A 13,998-nucleotide genomic window follows, 5' to 3' on the forward strand; every position below is an offset into this window, starting at 1 on the left:
CTGCGCCGAGGTTTTAGAAGGCGACTTTCGGCGCGGCCTGGATTGCCTTGCTGTCCTCGAACTCGAGCAGGCTGGCGTCCTTGCTGTGGCCGTAGGTGGCGGCCAGGACGTTGGCGGGGAAAGACTGGCGGTAGGTGTTGTACTCCATCACCGAGTCGTTGTAGGCCTGGCGGGCGAAGGCGACCTTGTTCTCGGTGCTCGACAGCTCCTCGCTGACCTGCTGCAGGTTCTGCGAGGCCTTGAGGTCCGGGTAGGCTTCCAGGGTCACGTTCAGGCGACCCATCGCGCCACCCAGGGCATTCTCGGCGGCGGCCAATTGCGCCATGCGGCCGGCGTCGCCCGGTTGCTCGGACGCGGCCTTTAGGCCGGCCACGGCAGCGTTGCGCGCAGCGATCACTGCTTCGAGGGTTTCGCGCTCGTGCTTGAGGTAGGCCTTGGCGGTTTCCACCAGGTTGGGGATCAGGTCGTAGCGCCGCTTGAGTTGCACCTCGATCTGCGCGAAGGCGTTCTGGTAGCGGTTGCGCAGCGCCACCAGGCGGTTGAACACACTGATCAGCAGGAAGATCACGCCAGCGATGATGGCGAGGGTAATGATCGAGGAAACGCTCATGGGATGTCCTTATCGGCAGGCGATCGAGCGTCGATAATAGCGGAAAGCCAGCTGAATGTTGGGCAACTTCTGACGTCTTGCTTCGGCAGTGCATCGGCCGTATTGCGGCGTGTTGCGAAAAAAAAAGGGCCTCCATGGAGGCCCTTTTGCCGAGCCCTGTAAATCAGCGGTTCAGATACTCGGCGACGGACACCACTTCGGCGTAGGCGAAGGCGAACGAGGCCATGTAGGCGGCATGGACCTGCGCGGCCGGCACCTTCACGCCGTTGAACTCCAGGTCCAGGGTCGCGCAGGCGTCGTGCAGCACGGTTACCGTGTAGCCGAAGTCGGCGGCGGCACGCACCACGCCGTCCACGCACATGTGGCTCATGTGACCGACAACGACCACGGAGTCGACGCCGTGCTGGTCGAGGATGGCCTTGAGGTCGGTGTCGCGGAACGAGTTGACGAAGTGCTTCAGGACCACCGGCTCGCCGGGCAGGTTGGCGACCTTGCCGTGGATTTTCGCGCCGTCGCTGCCGGGGGCGAAGAACGGGGCGTCGGCGCTTTCGAACTCGTGGCGTACGTGCACCACCAGGTCACCGCGCTCGCGGAAGGCGGCGAGTACCTTGGCGGCCTGGTCGGCGGCCGGATCGATGCCGACCAGCGGCCACTTGCCGGAGGGGAAGTAGTCGTTCTGGATATCCACTAGGATGAGCGCTTGCTTGGCCATTTCCGAATTCCTTTTGAGTGGTGAGGAAGTGGGACCAGTATGGTTCGCCGCTCGCCGAGCGGGGATCAGGTGGAACGACAATAACAGGGGGAAAACTGACAATGGCTGTGGAACGGAGCGTCGTCGAGATCGGGTTGCTGCTCTATCCCGGTGTGCAGACGGCGGCCCTGCACGGGTTGACCGATCTCTTCGCGGTGGCGGAGCGCATCGCCGGCGAAGAGGCCGGCGCTCAGCTGCCGGCACTGCGCGTCAGCCATTGGTCCGGGGAGGCCGGCAGCGAACCGCATCGTGTCTTCGATACGCATCCCGGCGCTGACAGCCGCCTGGTCGCGGTGCTGGTGCCGCCGTCACTGTTCGGCCTGCCCGACGCCGCGCCGCTGCGCAACCTCACCGACTGGCTTGCTGCGCGCCACGGCGAGGGCGCCATCGTCGGCTCGGTTTGCATCGGCGGGCTGCTGGTAGCCGAAGCCGGGCTGCTCGACGGCCGTAGCGCCACCGCTCACTGGAGCGGTGCCGAAGCCTTTGCCAAGCGTTTCCCGCGCGTACGCCTGGAGCCGCACAAGCCCATGGTCGACGATGGCGACCTGATCACCTCCGCCGGCCTGATGGCCTGGTCGGAGCTGGGCCTGCGGATCGTCGACCGCCTGCTCGGCCCGAGCATCGCCAGCCGCACCGCACGCTTCATGGTGGTGGAGCACAGCGACAGCGCCCAGCAGTGCGGCAGCAACTTCGCGCCGCTGCTGGGGCATGGCGACGCCGCGATCCTCAAGGTCCAGCACTGGCTGCAGGGCAATGGCGCGGTGGACGTCAGCCTCGCCGCCATGGCCGCCCAGGCCGGGCTGGAAGAGCGCACCTTCCTGCGCCGCTTCCGCGCCGCCACCGGGCTCAAGCCCACCGAGTACTGCCAGCACCTGCGCGTGGGCAAGGCGCGGGAGCTGCTGGAGTTCACCAACGGCACGGTGGACCACATCGCCTATACGGTCGGCTACCTCGATCCGGGCTCGTTCCGCAGCACCTTCCGCAAGATCACCGGGATGGCGCCGAGTGATTACCGCAAGCGCTTTGGGGCAAAAGCGACGGAAGTGCCCGTCAAGAGCTGATCAAATCCACCGATCATTCTCCGCCGTCCGCTCGCCGCCCTGATCCCCGGTATTCAGCACGCCGCGCGGTTCGATCAGCATCACCTGCACTTCCTGCTCGGCATACGGCTTGTGCTCCACGCCGCGCGGTACCACGTAAAGCTCGCCGGCGCGCAGGGTCAGCGGGCCGTCGCGGAAGTCGATGCGCAGTTCGCCGTCGAGCACGATGAAGGTTTCGTCGGTGTCTGCGTGGCTGTGCCAGACGAAGTCGCCGTGCAGCTTCACCACCTTGAACTGGTAGTCGTTCATCTCGGCGATCACCCGTGGTTGCCAGGTTTCGGTAATGCGGCCGAGCTTGTCCTGCAGGTTGATCGGTTGGCGTTGGGTCACGGTGTTTCCTCCTGGGGATCTTTCTCCCGAAACTACGGCGGGCCCGGCGGGCGGTCTTGCAGGAAATTGCGCTTCGATCGCCCCTGCATTGACCTGATCGGGTTGCCGGCCCCGTCCCTGGCGCAGACAATCGACCCTTGGTCCGTCAGAAAGGAGTGCCGATCCATGGCGCAGAACATCTACGACAATCCCGAATTCTTCGCGGGCTACGCCCAGCTGCCACGTTCGCAGCACGGCCTGGACGGCGCGCCGGAGTGGGCCTCGCTGCGCTCGCTGTTGCCGCCGCTGGAAGGCTTGGACGTGGTCGACCTCGGGTGCGGTTATGGCTGGTTCAGCCGTTACGCCGCGGAGCAGGGCGCGCGCACGGTGAGCGGACTGGACGTCTCGCAGAAGATGCTTGACCACGCGCGGGCGAACACCGACGCCGCGCAGGTGAGCTACTTCCATGCCGACCTCGACCAACTCGAACTGCCCACCGCGGCCTTCGACCTCGCCTACAGCTCGCTGACCCTGCATTACCTCGCAGACCTGCCGCATTTCTTCCGCAACGTACACGATGCGCTGCGCCCCGGCGGCAGCCTGGTGTTCTCCATCGAACACCCGATCTACATGGCCTCGCTCAAGCCGGGCTGGGTCGTCGATGGCGATGGTCGCCGCTGCTGGCCGGTGGATCACTACCAGGACGAAGGCGAGCGCCGCACCGACTGGCTCGCCAAGGGCGTGATCAAGCAGCACCGTACACTGGGCAGCATCCTGAATGCGGTCATTGGCGCGGGGCTGACGTTGCGCCACGTCGAGGATTGGGGCCCGAGCGCCGGGCAGGTGCAGGCCAATCCGGTACTGGCCGAAGAACGCGAGCGGCCGATGTTGCTGCTGGTCGCCGCGCAGCGCTGAAGAGCGAAAAACGGCCGACTATGCTCAGAGCATTGCGCCCGTCCTGCCCCGGAGATCGCCATGTCCCAGCCCGCCTCCGTCGTCCGCCCCAGCGTCATTCCCTGCCTGCGCTACCGCGATGCGCCCCAGGCCATCGACTGGCTGTGCGCCACCTTCGGCTTCCAGCGGCAACTGGTCGTTGCCGATGACCACGGCGGAATCGCCCACGCGCAGCTGGCGCTGGCTGACGGCAGCGGCCTGGTGATGCTCGGCTCGTTGCACGACAACGAGTACGGCCGCCTGATGCGCCAGCCCGACGAGATCGGCGGCTGCACCCAGAGCATCTACGTGGTGGTGAAGGATGCCGAAGCGCTGTACCGCGCAGCGGTGGATGGCGGCGCGCAGATCGTCATCGACATCAAGGACGAAGACTACGGCGGCCAGGGCTTCACCTGTCGTGATCCGGAAGGGCATATCTGGAGCTTCGGCACCTACGATCCCTGGCACTGACGCCGCCCTGCAACATCCTGCGCAAGCCCCGAGCTTGACGCTTTCCCATCGCAAGTGTTGATATGCGCCCCGTTTCAGGTGCCCCCCGCCGCCGTGCGTGGGGTGAAACGGGAAGCCGGTGCGTCGCCTTCGTGCGATCAGTCCGGCGCTGCCCCCGCAACGGTAAGCGAGCGGAGCATCCACTAGGCCACTGTGCGCAAGCATGGGAAGGCGGATGCCCCAGGACCCTCGCAAGCCCGGAGACCGGCCTGGAACCTGTTTGGCAAACCCGCGGTGGGCGGGCGTGAGCCGGTTCCCGGGGCGCGCTCGTTCCGGGTGTCGCTGCGCCGCCTGCGAAATCCCGATTTCGAGGCGATCACCTTGTATTCTCCTGCTTCCAACTCCCGGCGCGCCTTGCGCTGGACTCCCGTTCTCTCCCTCTGTGCCCTGAGTTCGCAGCTTGTGGCGGCTCCCCTCGACTTGGCGGATGAAATCGTCAGCGCGCCTTCCGTGGAGTCCACGACGGTGGCCGACATGGCTCGCTACGGCAGCAAGCTGGAGGTCATCGACCGCGAGCAGATCGAGCGCGCCGGCCCCAGTGCCGACATCACCCGCGTGCTGCAGATGTACGTGCCCGGCCTGTTCGTCGCGCCGAAGAATGGCCCGTTCGACTACGGCACCTACTCGCTGCTGGGCGGGCGCAACGACGACACGCTGATCCTGCTGGATGGCGTGCGCCTGAACAATCGCCTCTACGGCGGCATCTACATCGATACCCTGCCGACCACTGCGGTGGAGCGCATCGAGGTGCTCAAGGGCGGCCAGGGCCTGCTGTTCGGCACCCAGGCGGTGTCCGGGTTGATCAATATCGTCACCCGCAGCGCGCGTTCGCGCGAGGCGTCCGGTGAGGTCAACCTGGGCCTGGATACGTTCAAGGGCCGCAGCGGCGATGCCCGCGCCGAGAAGATCGTGCAGAACGGCCTGGGCGACCTCGGCCTGATGGCCTATGTCAGCCACAACCGCTCCGACGGCTACCAGCCGTACCGCGACCGTGACATGACTGACACCGTCAGCGACAAGCGCCGCTCCTATGACGTCAACGTGTTCGGCGCCAAGGCCATCCAGGCCATCGGCGATGCCTCGCGGCTGGAGCTGTTCTACCAGTACGCCGACGCCGAGCTGGACTTCGCCCGGCCGACATCGAACCACCACACCAGCAACAACCGCGTGCAACAGATCGCCACGGCGACCTTCCAGCAGAGCGTCAACGACGACTTCAGCTGGTTCGCCAAGACCCACATCAACGACTGGGATACCCGCTACGACCGCGTCTACAACCTGCAGGGCGGCGGCACCCAGGTGCTCAATCACAATGACTACTGGGGCTTTACCGACTGGGGGGCGCAGCTCGAAGGCAAGGCCAGGTTCGGTGGCGGTCACGAGCTGGTCTTCGGGAGCGACAACCAGTGGTACAAGGGCCAGGACGATGTGCTGATCATCGACAACGACAAGGCCGAGTCCCATGCGCTGTACGCCCAGCTGCGCCCGCGCATCGACGCGCTGCCCGACTGGCACCCGAGCCTGGGCGTGCGCCGCGAGGAAATCTCCGGCGGCGAAGGCGCCACGGTGTGGATGCTGACCTCGCTCTATGACCTAACCCAGCAACTCAAGCTGCGCGGCCAGTTCGGCACGGCCTTCAAGTTGCCCACTGCCGAGCAGCTGTTCGTCAACGAGCCGGGCGACGAAGTCGGCAATCGTGACCTCAAGCCCGAGCGCAGTCGCAACGCCGAGCTGGGCCTGGATTACACCGGCGAGCTGTTCGACCAGCCGTGGAGCGGCAGCGTCACCCTGTTCCGCCGCGAGATCACCGACCTGATCACCCTCGCGGGCGATCAATGGGTGAACGGCAGCGGCGAGATCGAAGTGCGCGGCGTGGAAGCCAACGGCCAGTGGCAGTTCGGCCGCCATTGGCAGCTCTCCGCCGATGCCACGCGCAACCTGGTGGACAGCCGCGAGGGCGTGACGGTGAACAACATCCCGCACTTCTTCGCCCGCGTGCGTGCCGGCTATGACGACAACCTCTGGGGCGCTGGCCTCGCCACTCGCTACGTGGGCTCCATCGTCAGCGCCCAGGACGACGACTACGGCCACTACACCGTGCTCGACGGCGATGCCTATCGCTACCTCGACGCGGCCCGCGCGCATCGTCTGAGCCTGCTGCTGGAGAACCTGCTGGACCGCGACTACGCCACCGGCCGCACCAGCAACGGCATCCGCCAGGTGGACAACCTCGGCCGGCCGCGCACCGCCGAGCTGCGCTACACCTTCAGCTTCTGATGAGGGCCATCCTGCTGGTCGGCCCATTGGCCGGGGCCCAGGGCGAGCGCCTGCACCGCGAGGTGTCGGCGCGTCTGGCTGGTGTCGAGCGCATCGACACCAGCGAGGGATTCGACCTGCTCTGGGCTCGAGCGCGTGCGCAGCTTGCCGATGCCGCGTCGTTGTTGCTGGTCGACCTGGAGCCCGCCACCGACGGCGCCTACCTCGACTGGCTGCGCGCCGAACTGGCGGTACTGGCGGATGAGTTTCCGCAGGCGCCGGTGCCGAGCATCACGGCATCGGCGCTGGGCCGGCGGGGGCTCGACGTCGGCGCGGTGCTGGCGGCGATCGACGATCCGGCGCAGCAGCTGGAATGCCGGGGAGTCGGTGCAGTGCCGTCGCAGCCCGACTGGTCCGCGCCGCCGCCGCATCGTCATCACCTGTTCCTCTGCGCGGGGCCGCGCTGCGTGCGCCGGGGTGCGTTGCCGTTGTGGAAGACCCTGCGTCGCGAACTGATTCGCCACGACCTCTACGAGAACGCCGAGGGTGCCTTGCTGACCCGCACCGGCTGCCAGTTCCCCTGCAATCGCGGGCCGGTGCTGACGGTCTACCCCGAGCGCGTCTGGTACGGCCTGCGCAGTGATGAGCAGGTTTGTCGGGTGGTGACCGAGCACCTGCGCGATGGTGTGCCGGTGGCGGATTTGCGTGTGGATGACGAAGCATGAGGCCGGCATGGCTCTTTGTAGGAGCGAGCTTGCTCGCGAACCTCTGGACGCAGGGGGCTGGATTCGTCCTTCTCGTCCAACGGCTCCTCACCCTAACCCTGGCTGCGCGCCCCGCTCAGAGGGAGAGGGAACCGTTCGGCATAGGGGGAAACCGAGCTGTCAGCCTGCACGGACTGCTCCCTCTCCCTGAGGGAGAGGGCTGGGGTGAGGGGGATTTCCCGGCACGTACTTCCGAGGGGCGCAGGAAAGGACTTCGTCCGCGATGTTTCAGCGCTGGCGCTGTTCGCGAGCAAGCTCGCTCCTACAGTTCGATCCTGGCGTTCGGGCTGGCGGCGATGCTGGGCATGGCGACGGCCACTGCCCAGGACTACCGCAACTGCGCGCAGGACTGGCACATCGATCACCCTCCGCAACGCATCCTCGCCCTCAACCAGCACGCTGCCGACCTGCTGCTGGCGCTGGGCGCCCGGTCGCGATTGATCGGCGTGGCCTACATCGATGACGACCTCAACCTGACTGGCGGCCGCTATCGCGGCGTGCCGCTGCTGGCGCGCCAGTACCCGTCGGCGGAGGCGGTCTACGCGCAGCGCCCGGACCTGGTGGTGGCAGGCTTCGCCTCGGCGTTCGGCCTGGGAAATCTGCGCCGCGGTGAACTGGCCGGAAGGGGCGTCGCCAGCTACCTGCTCGAAGCCGGTTGTGCGGCGCGGTCGCTCGATCTTTTCGCCAGTGTGGAAACCGACCTGGGCGTGCTGGGTAACCTGCTTGGTGAGCAGGAGAGGGCGCGCTCACTCATTCAGCAGCAACGTGACGAGTTGGCGGAAGCGCGCCGGCTGGTGGATGGCAAACCAGCACTGAACGTGTTCTACCTCGACAGCGCCGACCATGATCTCGTCAGCCAGGGGCGGCTGGGCATGGTCACTCAGTTACTGCACGCCGCCGGCGCTCGCAATGTCTTCGAGGATGTCGAACTGCGGGGCTTCATCGCCAACACCGAACAACTGCTGGCGCGCGACCCGGACGTGATCCTGCTGGCCGATGCGCTGTGGTCCACGGCCGAGCAGAAAAAGAAAACGCTGCGTGCCGACCCGGTGCTGTCGCGTCTGCGCGCTGTGCGCGAAGGGCGCTTCGTGGCCTTGCCGTTCACTCATCTGTTCCCTGGCGTGCACAGCGGCCAGGCGGCTCGCGAACTGGCGCAGGCGCTGCACCGGTTTTGAGCGCAAGCGTCCTGTCTGTTCGCCGGTCACTGTTCCTACCCAAGCGCTGGAGCCCGTGTTAGAAAGCGCCCATCGATCCTTGGGAGGTTGTCATGGGCAAGTTGCGCGTTGGAGTGATTTTCGGTGGGCGTTCGGCGGAGCACGAGGTGTCGCTGCAATCGGCGAAGAACATCGTCGATGCGCTGGACCGCGAGCGCTTCGAACCGGTGCTGATCGGTATCGACAAGGAAGGCCGCTGGCACCTCAACGATGCCTCCGACTACCTGCTCAACCAGGAAAACCCGGCTCTCATTGCGCTGAACCGTTCCAATCGCGAGCTGGCCGTGGTGCCGGGCAAGGCCGAGCAGCAACTGGTGGAAACCGGCAGCCGTCAGTTGCTCGATCACGTCGACGTGATCTTCCCCATCGTCCACGGCACCCAGGGCGAGGACGGCTGCCTGCAGGGCCTGCTGCGCATGGCCGATATTCCCTTCGTCGGCTCCGACGTGCTGGGCTCGGCCATCTGCATGGACAAGGACGTGAGCAAGCGCCTGCTGCGCGACGCCGGCATCGCCATCACGCCCTTCATCACCCTGACCCGCGCCAATGCCGCCCGCACGCCGTTCGCCGAGGCGCAGCGCAAGCTCGGCCTGCCGCTGTTCATCAAGCCGGCGAACATGGGCTCGTCGGTGGGCGTCAGCAAGGTCGAGGACGAGGCCGCGTACGACGAAGCCGTGCGCCTGGCGCTGGCCTTCGATGACAAGGTGCTGGTGGAGTCCGCCGTCAAGGGCCGCGAGATCGAGTGCGCGGTGCTGGGCAACGATCAGCCGATCGCCAGCGGCTGCGGCGAAATCGTCGTCGGCAGCGGCTTCTACTCCTACGACAGCAAGTACATCGACGAGGATGCGGCCAAGGTCGTGGTGCCGGCGGATATTCCGGCCGAGGCCGGCGAGCGTATCCGCCAGCTCGCGGTAGACGCCTTTATCGCCCTGGAATGCTCCGGGCTGGCGCGGGTCGACGTGTTCCTCACCGACAGTGGCGAGGTGCTGGTCAACGAGCTCAACTCGCTGCCCGGTTTCACCCGCATCAGCATGTATCCCAAGCTCTGGCAGGCCGCCGGGATGACCTACAGCGAGCTGGTCAGCCGCCTGATCGACCTGGCCATCGAGCGCCACGCCGCCCGGCGCAACCTGCAGACCAATCGCTGATCCACGCCCCGCCAGCTGCTTCTGCGCTACCCTGAGTGCCCGTCGCCCGGTTTCGGGCGGCCGGCCCCGTGTCCCGTAACGAACTGTCAGAAGGAGCACGAGATGAACACTGTGGTATTCGCCGACGGCACCGCCGTACCCGCCATCGGCCAGGGCACCTGGCGCATGGGCGAGGACAGCTTCCAGCGCAAGCGCGAGGTCGCCGCCCTGCGCGAAGGTATCGAGCGGGGTCTGACCCTGATCGACACCGCCGAGATGTACGCCGAGGGCGGTTCGGAGGAGGTGGTCGGCGAGGCCATCGCCGGGCTGCGCGAGCAGGTCTTCCTGGTCAGCAAGGTCTACCCGCATAACGCCAGCCGGCGTGGCATTCCCGAGGCCTGCGAACGCAGCCTGCGGCGCCTGGGTACCGATTGCCTGGACCTCTACCTGCTGCATTGGCGCGGCCAGTACCCGCTGGATGAAACCGTGGATGCCTTCGAGCGGTTGCGCGAGGCGGGCAAGATCAAGCGCTGGGGCGTCTCCAATTTCGATCTCGACGATATGCAGGAGCTGAACGAGCCGGCCTGCGCCACCAACCAGGTGCAATTCAGCCTGGAGGAGCGCGGTATCGAGTGGGACCTGCTGCCCTGGTGCCAGGAAGAACGCATGCCGCTGATGGCTTACTGCCCGGTTGGCCAGGGCGGTCGCCTGCTGCGCGATCGGGTACTGGCGGATATCGCCGGCCGCCACGACGCCACCCCGGCCCGCGTCGCCCTGGCCTGGCTGATCCACCAGCCGGGAGTGATCGCCATTCCCAAGGCGGTCGAGCCGCTGCACGTGCGCGACAACGCCGCCGCGCTGCAATTGCGGCTGACGCCCGAAGACCTCGACGCCCTCGACGCCGCCTTCCCGCCGCCGCGCCGCAAGCAGCACCTCGCGGTGGTCTGACCCCGCACCACGCACCGGCCCCGATCGTCGCCCCCCAGGGCGCGGCCGGGGCAGGGTGCTAGCCTTCCTCCATGGCCAAGATGGCCTGGGAGGGCAACAGCGATGAGCAACTACACGGCGGACGGCGCCGCCATCAATCGGGTCCTGACCGATTACGTCGAGGGCATGACTTTCGGTGACGAGGCCCGGCTGCGGCAGGCCTTCCATCCATCCTGCAAGATCATCGGCAACTACCACGGCGCGCTGGAGTGGGCCTCGCTGGACGAGTTCATCGGCGCCATCAAGGCCGAATCGCCGCCTTCGGAAGGTGCGCCGCCAGCGTGGGAGCTGAAGTCCCTGGACATCACCGGCGACAGTGCGGTGGCCAAGGTCACCGACGAGTTCATGGGCATGCACTTCACCGACTACCTGTCGCTGCTGCAGGTCGGCAACGGCTGGCAGATCGTCAACAAGCTCTACTACCTGCACGAATGACGTGGAACGCATCGGCCTGCGCGGTACGCCGGAAACCCTGCTGATCACCCTCTACGCCAAGGCGAAGGAGAGCGAGCTGCCCGACCACTTCTCGCGCCGCGCCGTGGAGCAGATCGACTATGACTTCGCCCGCCTGCGCATCGGCCGCGCCGAGCAGGTGGGCATCGCCCTGCGGGCCAAGCTGTTCGACGACTGGGTACGCGACTTCCTGGCGCGGCATCCGGCCTGCGTGGTGCTGCAGTTGGGGTGCGGGCTGGACAGTCGGATCTTCCGCATCGACCCGCCGTCCACCGTGCAATGGTTCGAGGTGGACTTCCCGGAAGTGATCGCGCTGCGCGAGCGCCTGTACCCCGCGCGGGAGAACTGCCACCTGCTGGCCAGCGCGCTGACCACACCGGACTGGTGGCGCGCGATTCCGACAGGGCGGCCGGTGCTGATGCTTTCCGAAGGCGCGCTGCCCTACGTGGAGGCGGACAAGGTTCCCTGGCTGCTGCGCGCCCTGGTGGCGCACTTCCGCCAGGGCGAACTGGTACTCGATGGCTACAGCCGCCTGGGCATTCGCCTGCTGCAGTGGAACCCGATGATCCGCCGTACCGGCGCCGTGCTGCACTGGGGGATCGACGAGCCCCAGGAGCTGGAGCAGCAGGTGCCGGCCCTGCAGTTCGTCGAAGCGATCGCCGCCTACGACCGCGAGCAGATCGCGCGGCTGTCCCTGGCGATGCGCCTGCTCTACGAGATCACCCTGGCCATTCCGGCGATGCGTCGCATGGGCCGGCTGCTGCGCTATTGCTTCGCCACGCCGTCCTAGGCGGATGGCCGCGCGGGCTTGCGGCTGCTTTACTGATGCGTCTACGACGACCTTGCGCAGGAGCGCTGCGATGAAGCTCGAGCCGTTGATGGAGATGAACGTGAAGGCCAGCGTGCCGCTGGAAATCGGCCGCGTGCCCCAGGGCCAGCGGCTGATCTCGGCGGCCGGCGGCGGCACTTTTAAGGGCCAGCGCCTGAGCGGCGAGGTGCTGCCCGGTGGCGGCGACTGGATCCTGGTGGACGGCGACGGCGGCTGGCACCTGGAAGTTCGCCTGGTACTGCGCACCGACGACGGCGCGCGTATCCTGATGCAGCACAACGGACTGCTGGTGGCCAACCCGAAGATCATCCACGCAGTCTCGCGGGGCGACAGCACCGAGTTCGGCGACACCTATTTCATGATCCAGCCGCGTTTCGAGGTCGGCGACGACCGCTACCGCTGGCTCAACCACCAGTTGGCGGTGGGGGAGGGCCGGCTGGGGCCGGGCTGGGTCGAATACCGTTTGTACTCCCTCGCCAATGGATGAGCGATGAAGAGCAGGACTTGTCACACGCGGCGGGCACAGTTGAGGCATCAGGGATCTGGAGACGACCCCATGGCTCTGCCTCCCAACATGCAGCCCGACGATAAAGTGGTGCTGTTCGACGGTACCTGCCGCTTGTGCAACGGCTGGAGCCGCTTCCTCCTGCAGCACGACCGCGAGCGCCGGGTAAAACTGTGCAGCGTGCAGTCCGCCGAGGGGCAGGCGATCCTCGACTGGTTCGGCCTGCCCACCGAGTACTTCGATACCATGCTCTACGTCGATGGCCGCGAAGGCTTCGAGCGCAGCGATGCCTTCCTGCGGGTGATCGGCCAACTGCCGGCGCCGTGGAACTGGTTGCGGGTGCTCTGGCTGATTCCACGGCCACTGCGCGACTGGTGCTACGACCGTATCGCCCTCAATCGCTATCGCCTATTTGGCCGCGAAGAGCAGTGCCTGGTGCCCTCGCCGCAGTACCGCGGGCGATTCCTCGGCAATGACTAGCGCGGCCATCGCGCGCCTGGCGCTGGGCCTGGTGTTCCTCTACCACGGCCTGGTGCCCAAGCTGCTGTTCCTCAGCCCGGACGAAGTGCGGATGATCGAGGCCCACGGCTGGTCGCTGTCCACCCAGCGCATTGCCGAGGTCGCGGGCGCCGCCGAGATCGTCCTGGCCCTGGCCATCCTGCTGCTGCGCCGCAGCCGCTGGCCGCTATGGCTGGCGGCGGCTGCGCTGGTGGGCCTGCTGGTGGATGTGGCGCTGTTCGCCCCGGAACTGCTGCTGGGCGCCTTCAATCCGGTCTCTACCAATGTCGCCGCGCTGGCCTTGTGCGCCATCGCCCTGCTGGGCGAACGGGACGCCACGCCGCCCCGTTCGCCACCGCTGCGTTAGAAGCTTCGGGAAACGCTGGCCACTACCGTGGCGGTGCAGGCGTCGCCGAAGCCGAACTGGGTCCGGCATTCGTTCTGCGACAGATCGGTGTCGATGTAGCTCACCGCCCAGTCGAAGCCCACCCATTCATGGCTCAGCTTCGCCTCCCACTCGTGGTAGGTGTCGCGGGTGCTGCCGTCGCCGGACAGGTAGAGCGGGTCCTTGGCATCGTTGCGGCCGTAGCGCACGCGCAGCTTGAACTCGGCCGGCAGCTCGGCGTTGTAGGCCAGGTAGGTGTAGAGGTTGGCCTGGTCCTCACCGAAGTAGGTCGGGTAATCGTTGCCGTAGTACGTCCCGACCTCGAAGCCGTAGGCGTGGAGGATGGCGTAGGTGTCGCTCTGGTTGAACTGGCTTTCCTTGGGGTAGGTGTACTTGATGTAGCCCAGGTCCAGGGCGATGTCCTCGTTGGCCTGCCAGTACCAGCCGCCGTAGTAGTCGATCTCCTGGCGGGTTTTCAGGCCGCCGCCGAAGTCGACGTTGGAGCTCCATACGCCCAGGTAGGCGCCGGAGGCGTGCTGCAGGGTGGCGCCGACCTGCAGGGCGGGGTCGCCCTGGGTCTGCGAGATGCCGCGGGTGCGGTAGTCGCTAACCAGCGCGGTGTCGATTTGCAGGTTGAAGTCGTGGCCCAGGTCAACGGCCAGGGCGGAGGTGAGCGGCGCGCAGGCGAGCAGCGCGCCGGCCAGCCAATGGGGGCGATTCATGCGGGGAGTCCCTTTGTTGTGATTGTCTGTGGGCAGAAGAAAAAT

At 66.7% G+C, this 13,998-nt stretch carries 17 protein-coding genes and 1 riboswitch; of the genes, 13 read left to right on the top strand and 4 right to left on the bottom strand.

The window, feature by feature from the left end; genetic code table 11:
• Positions 1–13 precede the first annotated feature (13 nt).
• Both RS899_RS02875 and RS899_RS02880 read right to left on the bottom strand, forming a co-directional pair.
• The gene (locus RS899_RS02875) at positions 14–610 is read right to left on the bottom strand and encodes a LemA family protein (RefSeq protein ID WP_024765354.1); all 597 of its coding nucleotides are present in this window, start codon (positions 608–610) and stop codon (positions 14–16) included.
• A gap of 163 nt (positions 611–773) precedes the next feature.
• Complete coding sequence (locus tag RS899_RS02880) at positions 774–1,322, bottom strand: cysteine hydrolase family protein (RefSeq protein WP_315809044.1); 549 nt, start codon at positions 1,320–1,322, stop codon at positions 774–776.
• Positions 1,323–1,423: 101 nt separating this feature from the next.
• Here RS899_RS02880 and RS899_RS02885 point away from each other — a divergent pair, with 101 nt between their 5' ends.
• Positions 1,424–2,422, top strand: a complete 999-nt coding sequence (locus RS899_RS02885) for a GlxA family transcriptional regulator (protein WP_315809045.1) — start codon at positions 1,424–1,426, stop codon at positions 2,420–2,422.
• On the opposite strand, the gene RS899_RS02890 is transcribed toward RS899_RS02885, so the two are convergent.
• On the bottom strand, positions 2,423–2,791 hold the full coding sequence (locus RS899_RS02890) for a cupin domain-containing protein (protein ID WP_054908969.1): 369 nt from the start codon (positions 2,789–2,791) through the stop codon (positions 2,423–2,425). It abuts the gene before it with no gap.
• A 165-nt stretch (positions 2,792–2,956) separates the two neighbouring features.
• Here RS899_RS02890 and RS899_RS02895 point away from each other — a divergent pair, with 165 nt between their 5' ends.
• The 12 genes from RS899_RS02895 to RS899_RS02950 all read left to right on the top strand — a co-directional run bounded on the left by RS899_RS02895 (position 2,957) and on the right by RS899_RS02950 (position 13,213).
• On the top strand, positions 2,957–3,685 hold the full coding sequence (locus RS899_RS02895) for a class I SAM-dependent methyltransferase (protein ID WP_315809046.1): 729 nt from the start codon (positions 2,957–2,959) through the stop codon (positions 3,683–3,685).
• A 60-nt stretch (positions 3,686–3,745) separates the two neighbouring features.
• Positions 3,746–4,174 carry a VOC family protein gene (locus RS899_RS02900; RefSeq protein ID WP_024765359.1) on the top strand — a complete coding sequence of 143 codons (429 nt, stop codon included), beginning with the start codon at positions 3,746–3,748 and terminating at the stop codon, positions 4,172–4,174.
• A 59-nt stretch (positions 4,175–4,233) separates the two neighbouring features.
• Positions 4,234–4,440: riboswitch (cobalamin riboswitch) on the top strand.
• A 247-nt stretch (positions 4,441–4,687) separates the two neighbouring features.
• Complete coding sequence (locus RS899_RS02905; RefSeq protein WP_315809047.1) at positions 4,688–6,490, top strand: TonB-dependent receptor plug domain-containing protein; 1,803 nt, start codon at positions 4,688–4,690, stop codon at positions 6,488–6,490.
• The gene (locus tag RS899_RS02910) at positions 6,490–7,194 is read left to right on the top strand and encodes a (2Fe-2S) ferredoxin domain-containing protein (RefSeq protein WP_315809048.1); all 705 of its coding nucleotides are present in this window, start codon (positions 6,490–6,492) and stop codon (positions 7,192–7,194) included. The genes RS899_RS02905 and RS899_RS02910 overlap by 1 nt, the downstream gene beginning before the upstream one ends.
• Positions 7,195–7,538: 344 nt before the next feature.
• Complete coding sequence (locus RS899_RS02915) at positions 7,539–8,408, top strand: ABC transporter substrate-binding protein (RefSeq protein ID WP_315809049.1); 870 nt, start codon at positions 7,539–7,541, stop codon at positions 8,406–8,408.
• A 92-nt stretch (positions 8,409–8,500) separates the two neighbouring features.
• Complete coding sequence (gene ddlA, locus RS899_RS02920) at positions 8,501–9,595, top strand: D-alanine--D-alanine ligase (RefSeq protein WP_054908967.1); 1,095 nt, start codon at positions 8,501–8,503, stop codon at positions 9,593–9,595.
• A gap of 102 nt (positions 9,596–9,697) precedes the next feature.
• The gene (locus RS899_RS02925; RefSeq protein ID WP_315809050.1) at positions 9,698–10,522 is read left to right on the top strand and encodes an aldo/keto reductase; all 825 of its coding nucleotides are present in this window, start codon (positions 9,698–9,700) and stop codon (positions 10,520–10,522) included.
• A 102-nt stretch (positions 10,523–10,624) separates the two neighbouring features.
• Positions 10,625–10,996 carry a nuclear transport factor 2 family protein gene (locus RS899_RS02930; RefSeq protein ID WP_054908965.1) on the top strand — a complete coding sequence of 124 codons (372 nt, stop codon included), beginning with the start codon at positions 10,625–10,627 and terminating at the stop codon, positions 10,994–10,996.
• Position 10,997: 1 nt separating this feature from the next.
• A complete protein-coding gene (locus RS899_RS02935) occupies positions 10,998–11,804 on the top strand; it encodes a class I SAM-dependent methyltransferase (RefSeq protein ID WP_315809051.1) in 807 nt (268 codons plus the stop codon).
• A 70-nt stretch (positions 11,805–11,874) separates the two neighbouring features.
• A complete protein-coding gene (locus RS899_RS02940; RefSeq protein WP_024765366.1) occupies positions 11,875–12,330 on the top strand; it encodes a DUF3237 domain-containing protein in 456 nt (151 codons plus the stop codon).
• Positions 12,331–12,399: 69 nt separating this feature from the next.
• Positions 12,400–12,828: a thiol-disulfide oxidoreductase DCC family protein gene (locus RS899_RS02945; RefSeq protein WP_054908962.1), complete on the top strand. Its 429-nt coding sequence runs from the start codon at positions 12,400–12,402 to the stop codon at positions 12,826–12,828.
• On the top strand, positions 12,821–13,213 hold the full coding sequence (locus RS899_RS02950; RefSeq protein ID WP_315809052.1) for a DoxX-like family protein: 393 nt from the start codon (positions 12,821–12,823) through the stop codon (positions 13,211–13,213). Before RS899_RS02945 ends, RS899_RS02950 begins: the two co-directional genes overlap by 8 nt.
• Here RS899_RS02950 and RS899_RS02955 read toward each other — a convergent pair.
• A complete protein-coding gene (locus RS899_RS02955) occupies positions 13,210–13,953 on the bottom strand; it encodes a TorF family putative porin (protein WP_054908960.1) in 744 nt (247 codons plus the stop codon). The two genes, RS899_RS02950 and RS899_RS02955, sit on opposite strands and share 4 nt — an antisense overlap.
• Positions 13,954–13,998: the final 45 nt, after the last annotated feature.

It is taken from the genome of Pseudomonas sp. C9-3 (assembly GCF_032392015.1).
Taxonomy (GTDB): Bacteria; Pseudomonadota; Gammaproteobacteria; order Pseudomonadales; family Pseudomonadaceae; genus Pseudomonas; species Pseudomonas nitroreducens.

Excerpts from the sequence above, each read along its gene's own strand:
- RS899_RS02875 (WP_024765354.1), bottom strand. The coding sequence starts at position 610 with ATGAGCGTTTCCTCGATCATTACCCTCGCCATCATCGCTGGCGTGATC.
- RS899_RS02880 (WP_315809044.1), bottom strand. The coding sequence starts at position 1,322 with ATGGCCAAGCAAGCGCTCATCCTAGTGGATATCCAGAACGACTACTTC.
- RS899_RS02885 (WP_315809045.1), top strand. The coding sequence starts at position 1,424 with ATGGCTGTGGAACGGAGCGTCGTCGAGATCGGGTTGCTGCTCTATCCC.
- RS899_RS02895 (WP_315809046.1), top strand. The coding sequence starts at position 2,957 with ATGGCGCAGAACATCTACGACAATCCCGAATTCTTCGCGGGCTACGCC.
- RS899_RS02900 (WP_024765359.1), top strand. The coding sequence starts at position 3,746 with ATGTCCCAGCCCGCCTCCGTCGTCCGCCCCAGCGTCATTCCCTGCCTG.
- RS899_RS02905 (WP_315809047.1), top strand. The coding sequence starts at position 4,688 with ATGGCTCGCTACGGCAGCAAGCTGGAGGTCATCGACCGCGAGCAGATC.
- RS899_RS02910 (WP_315809048.1), top strand. The coding sequence starts at position 6,490 with ATGAGGGCCATCCTGCTGGTCGGCCCATTGGCCGGGGCCCAGGGCGAG.
- RS899_RS02915 (WP_315809049.1), top strand. The coding sequence starts at position 7,539 with ATGGCGACGGCCACTGCCCAGGACTACCGCAACTGCGCGCAGGACTGG.
- ddlA (WP_054908967.1), top strand. The coding sequence starts at position 8,501 with ATGGGCAAGTTGCGCGTTGGAGTGATTTTCGGTGGGCGTTCGGCGGAG.
- RS899_RS02925 (WP_315809050.1), top strand. The coding sequence starts at position 9,698 with ATGAACACTGTGGTATTCGCCGACGGCACCGCCGTACCCGCCATCGGC.
- RS899_RS02930 (WP_054908965.1), top strand. The coding sequence starts at position 10,625 with ATGAGCAACTACACGGCGGACGGCGCCGCCATCAATCGGGTCCTGACC.
- RS899_RS02940 (WP_024765366.1), top strand. The coding sequence starts at position 11,875 with ATGAAGCTCGAGCCGTTGATGGAGATGAACGTGAAGGCCAGCGTGCCG.
- RS899_RS02945 (WP_054908962.1), top strand. The coding sequence starts at position 12,400 with ATGGCTCTGCCTCCCAACATGCAGCCCGACGATAAAGTGGTGCTGTTC.
- RS899_RS02950 (WP_315809052.1), top strand. The coding sequence starts at position 12,821 with ATGACTAGCGCGGCCATCGCGCGCCTGGCGCTGGGCCTGGTGTTCCTC.
- RS899_RS02955 (WP_054908960.1), bottom strand. The coding sequence starts at position 13,953 with ATGAATCGCCCCCATTGGCTGGCCGGCGCGCTGCTCGCCTGCGCGCCG.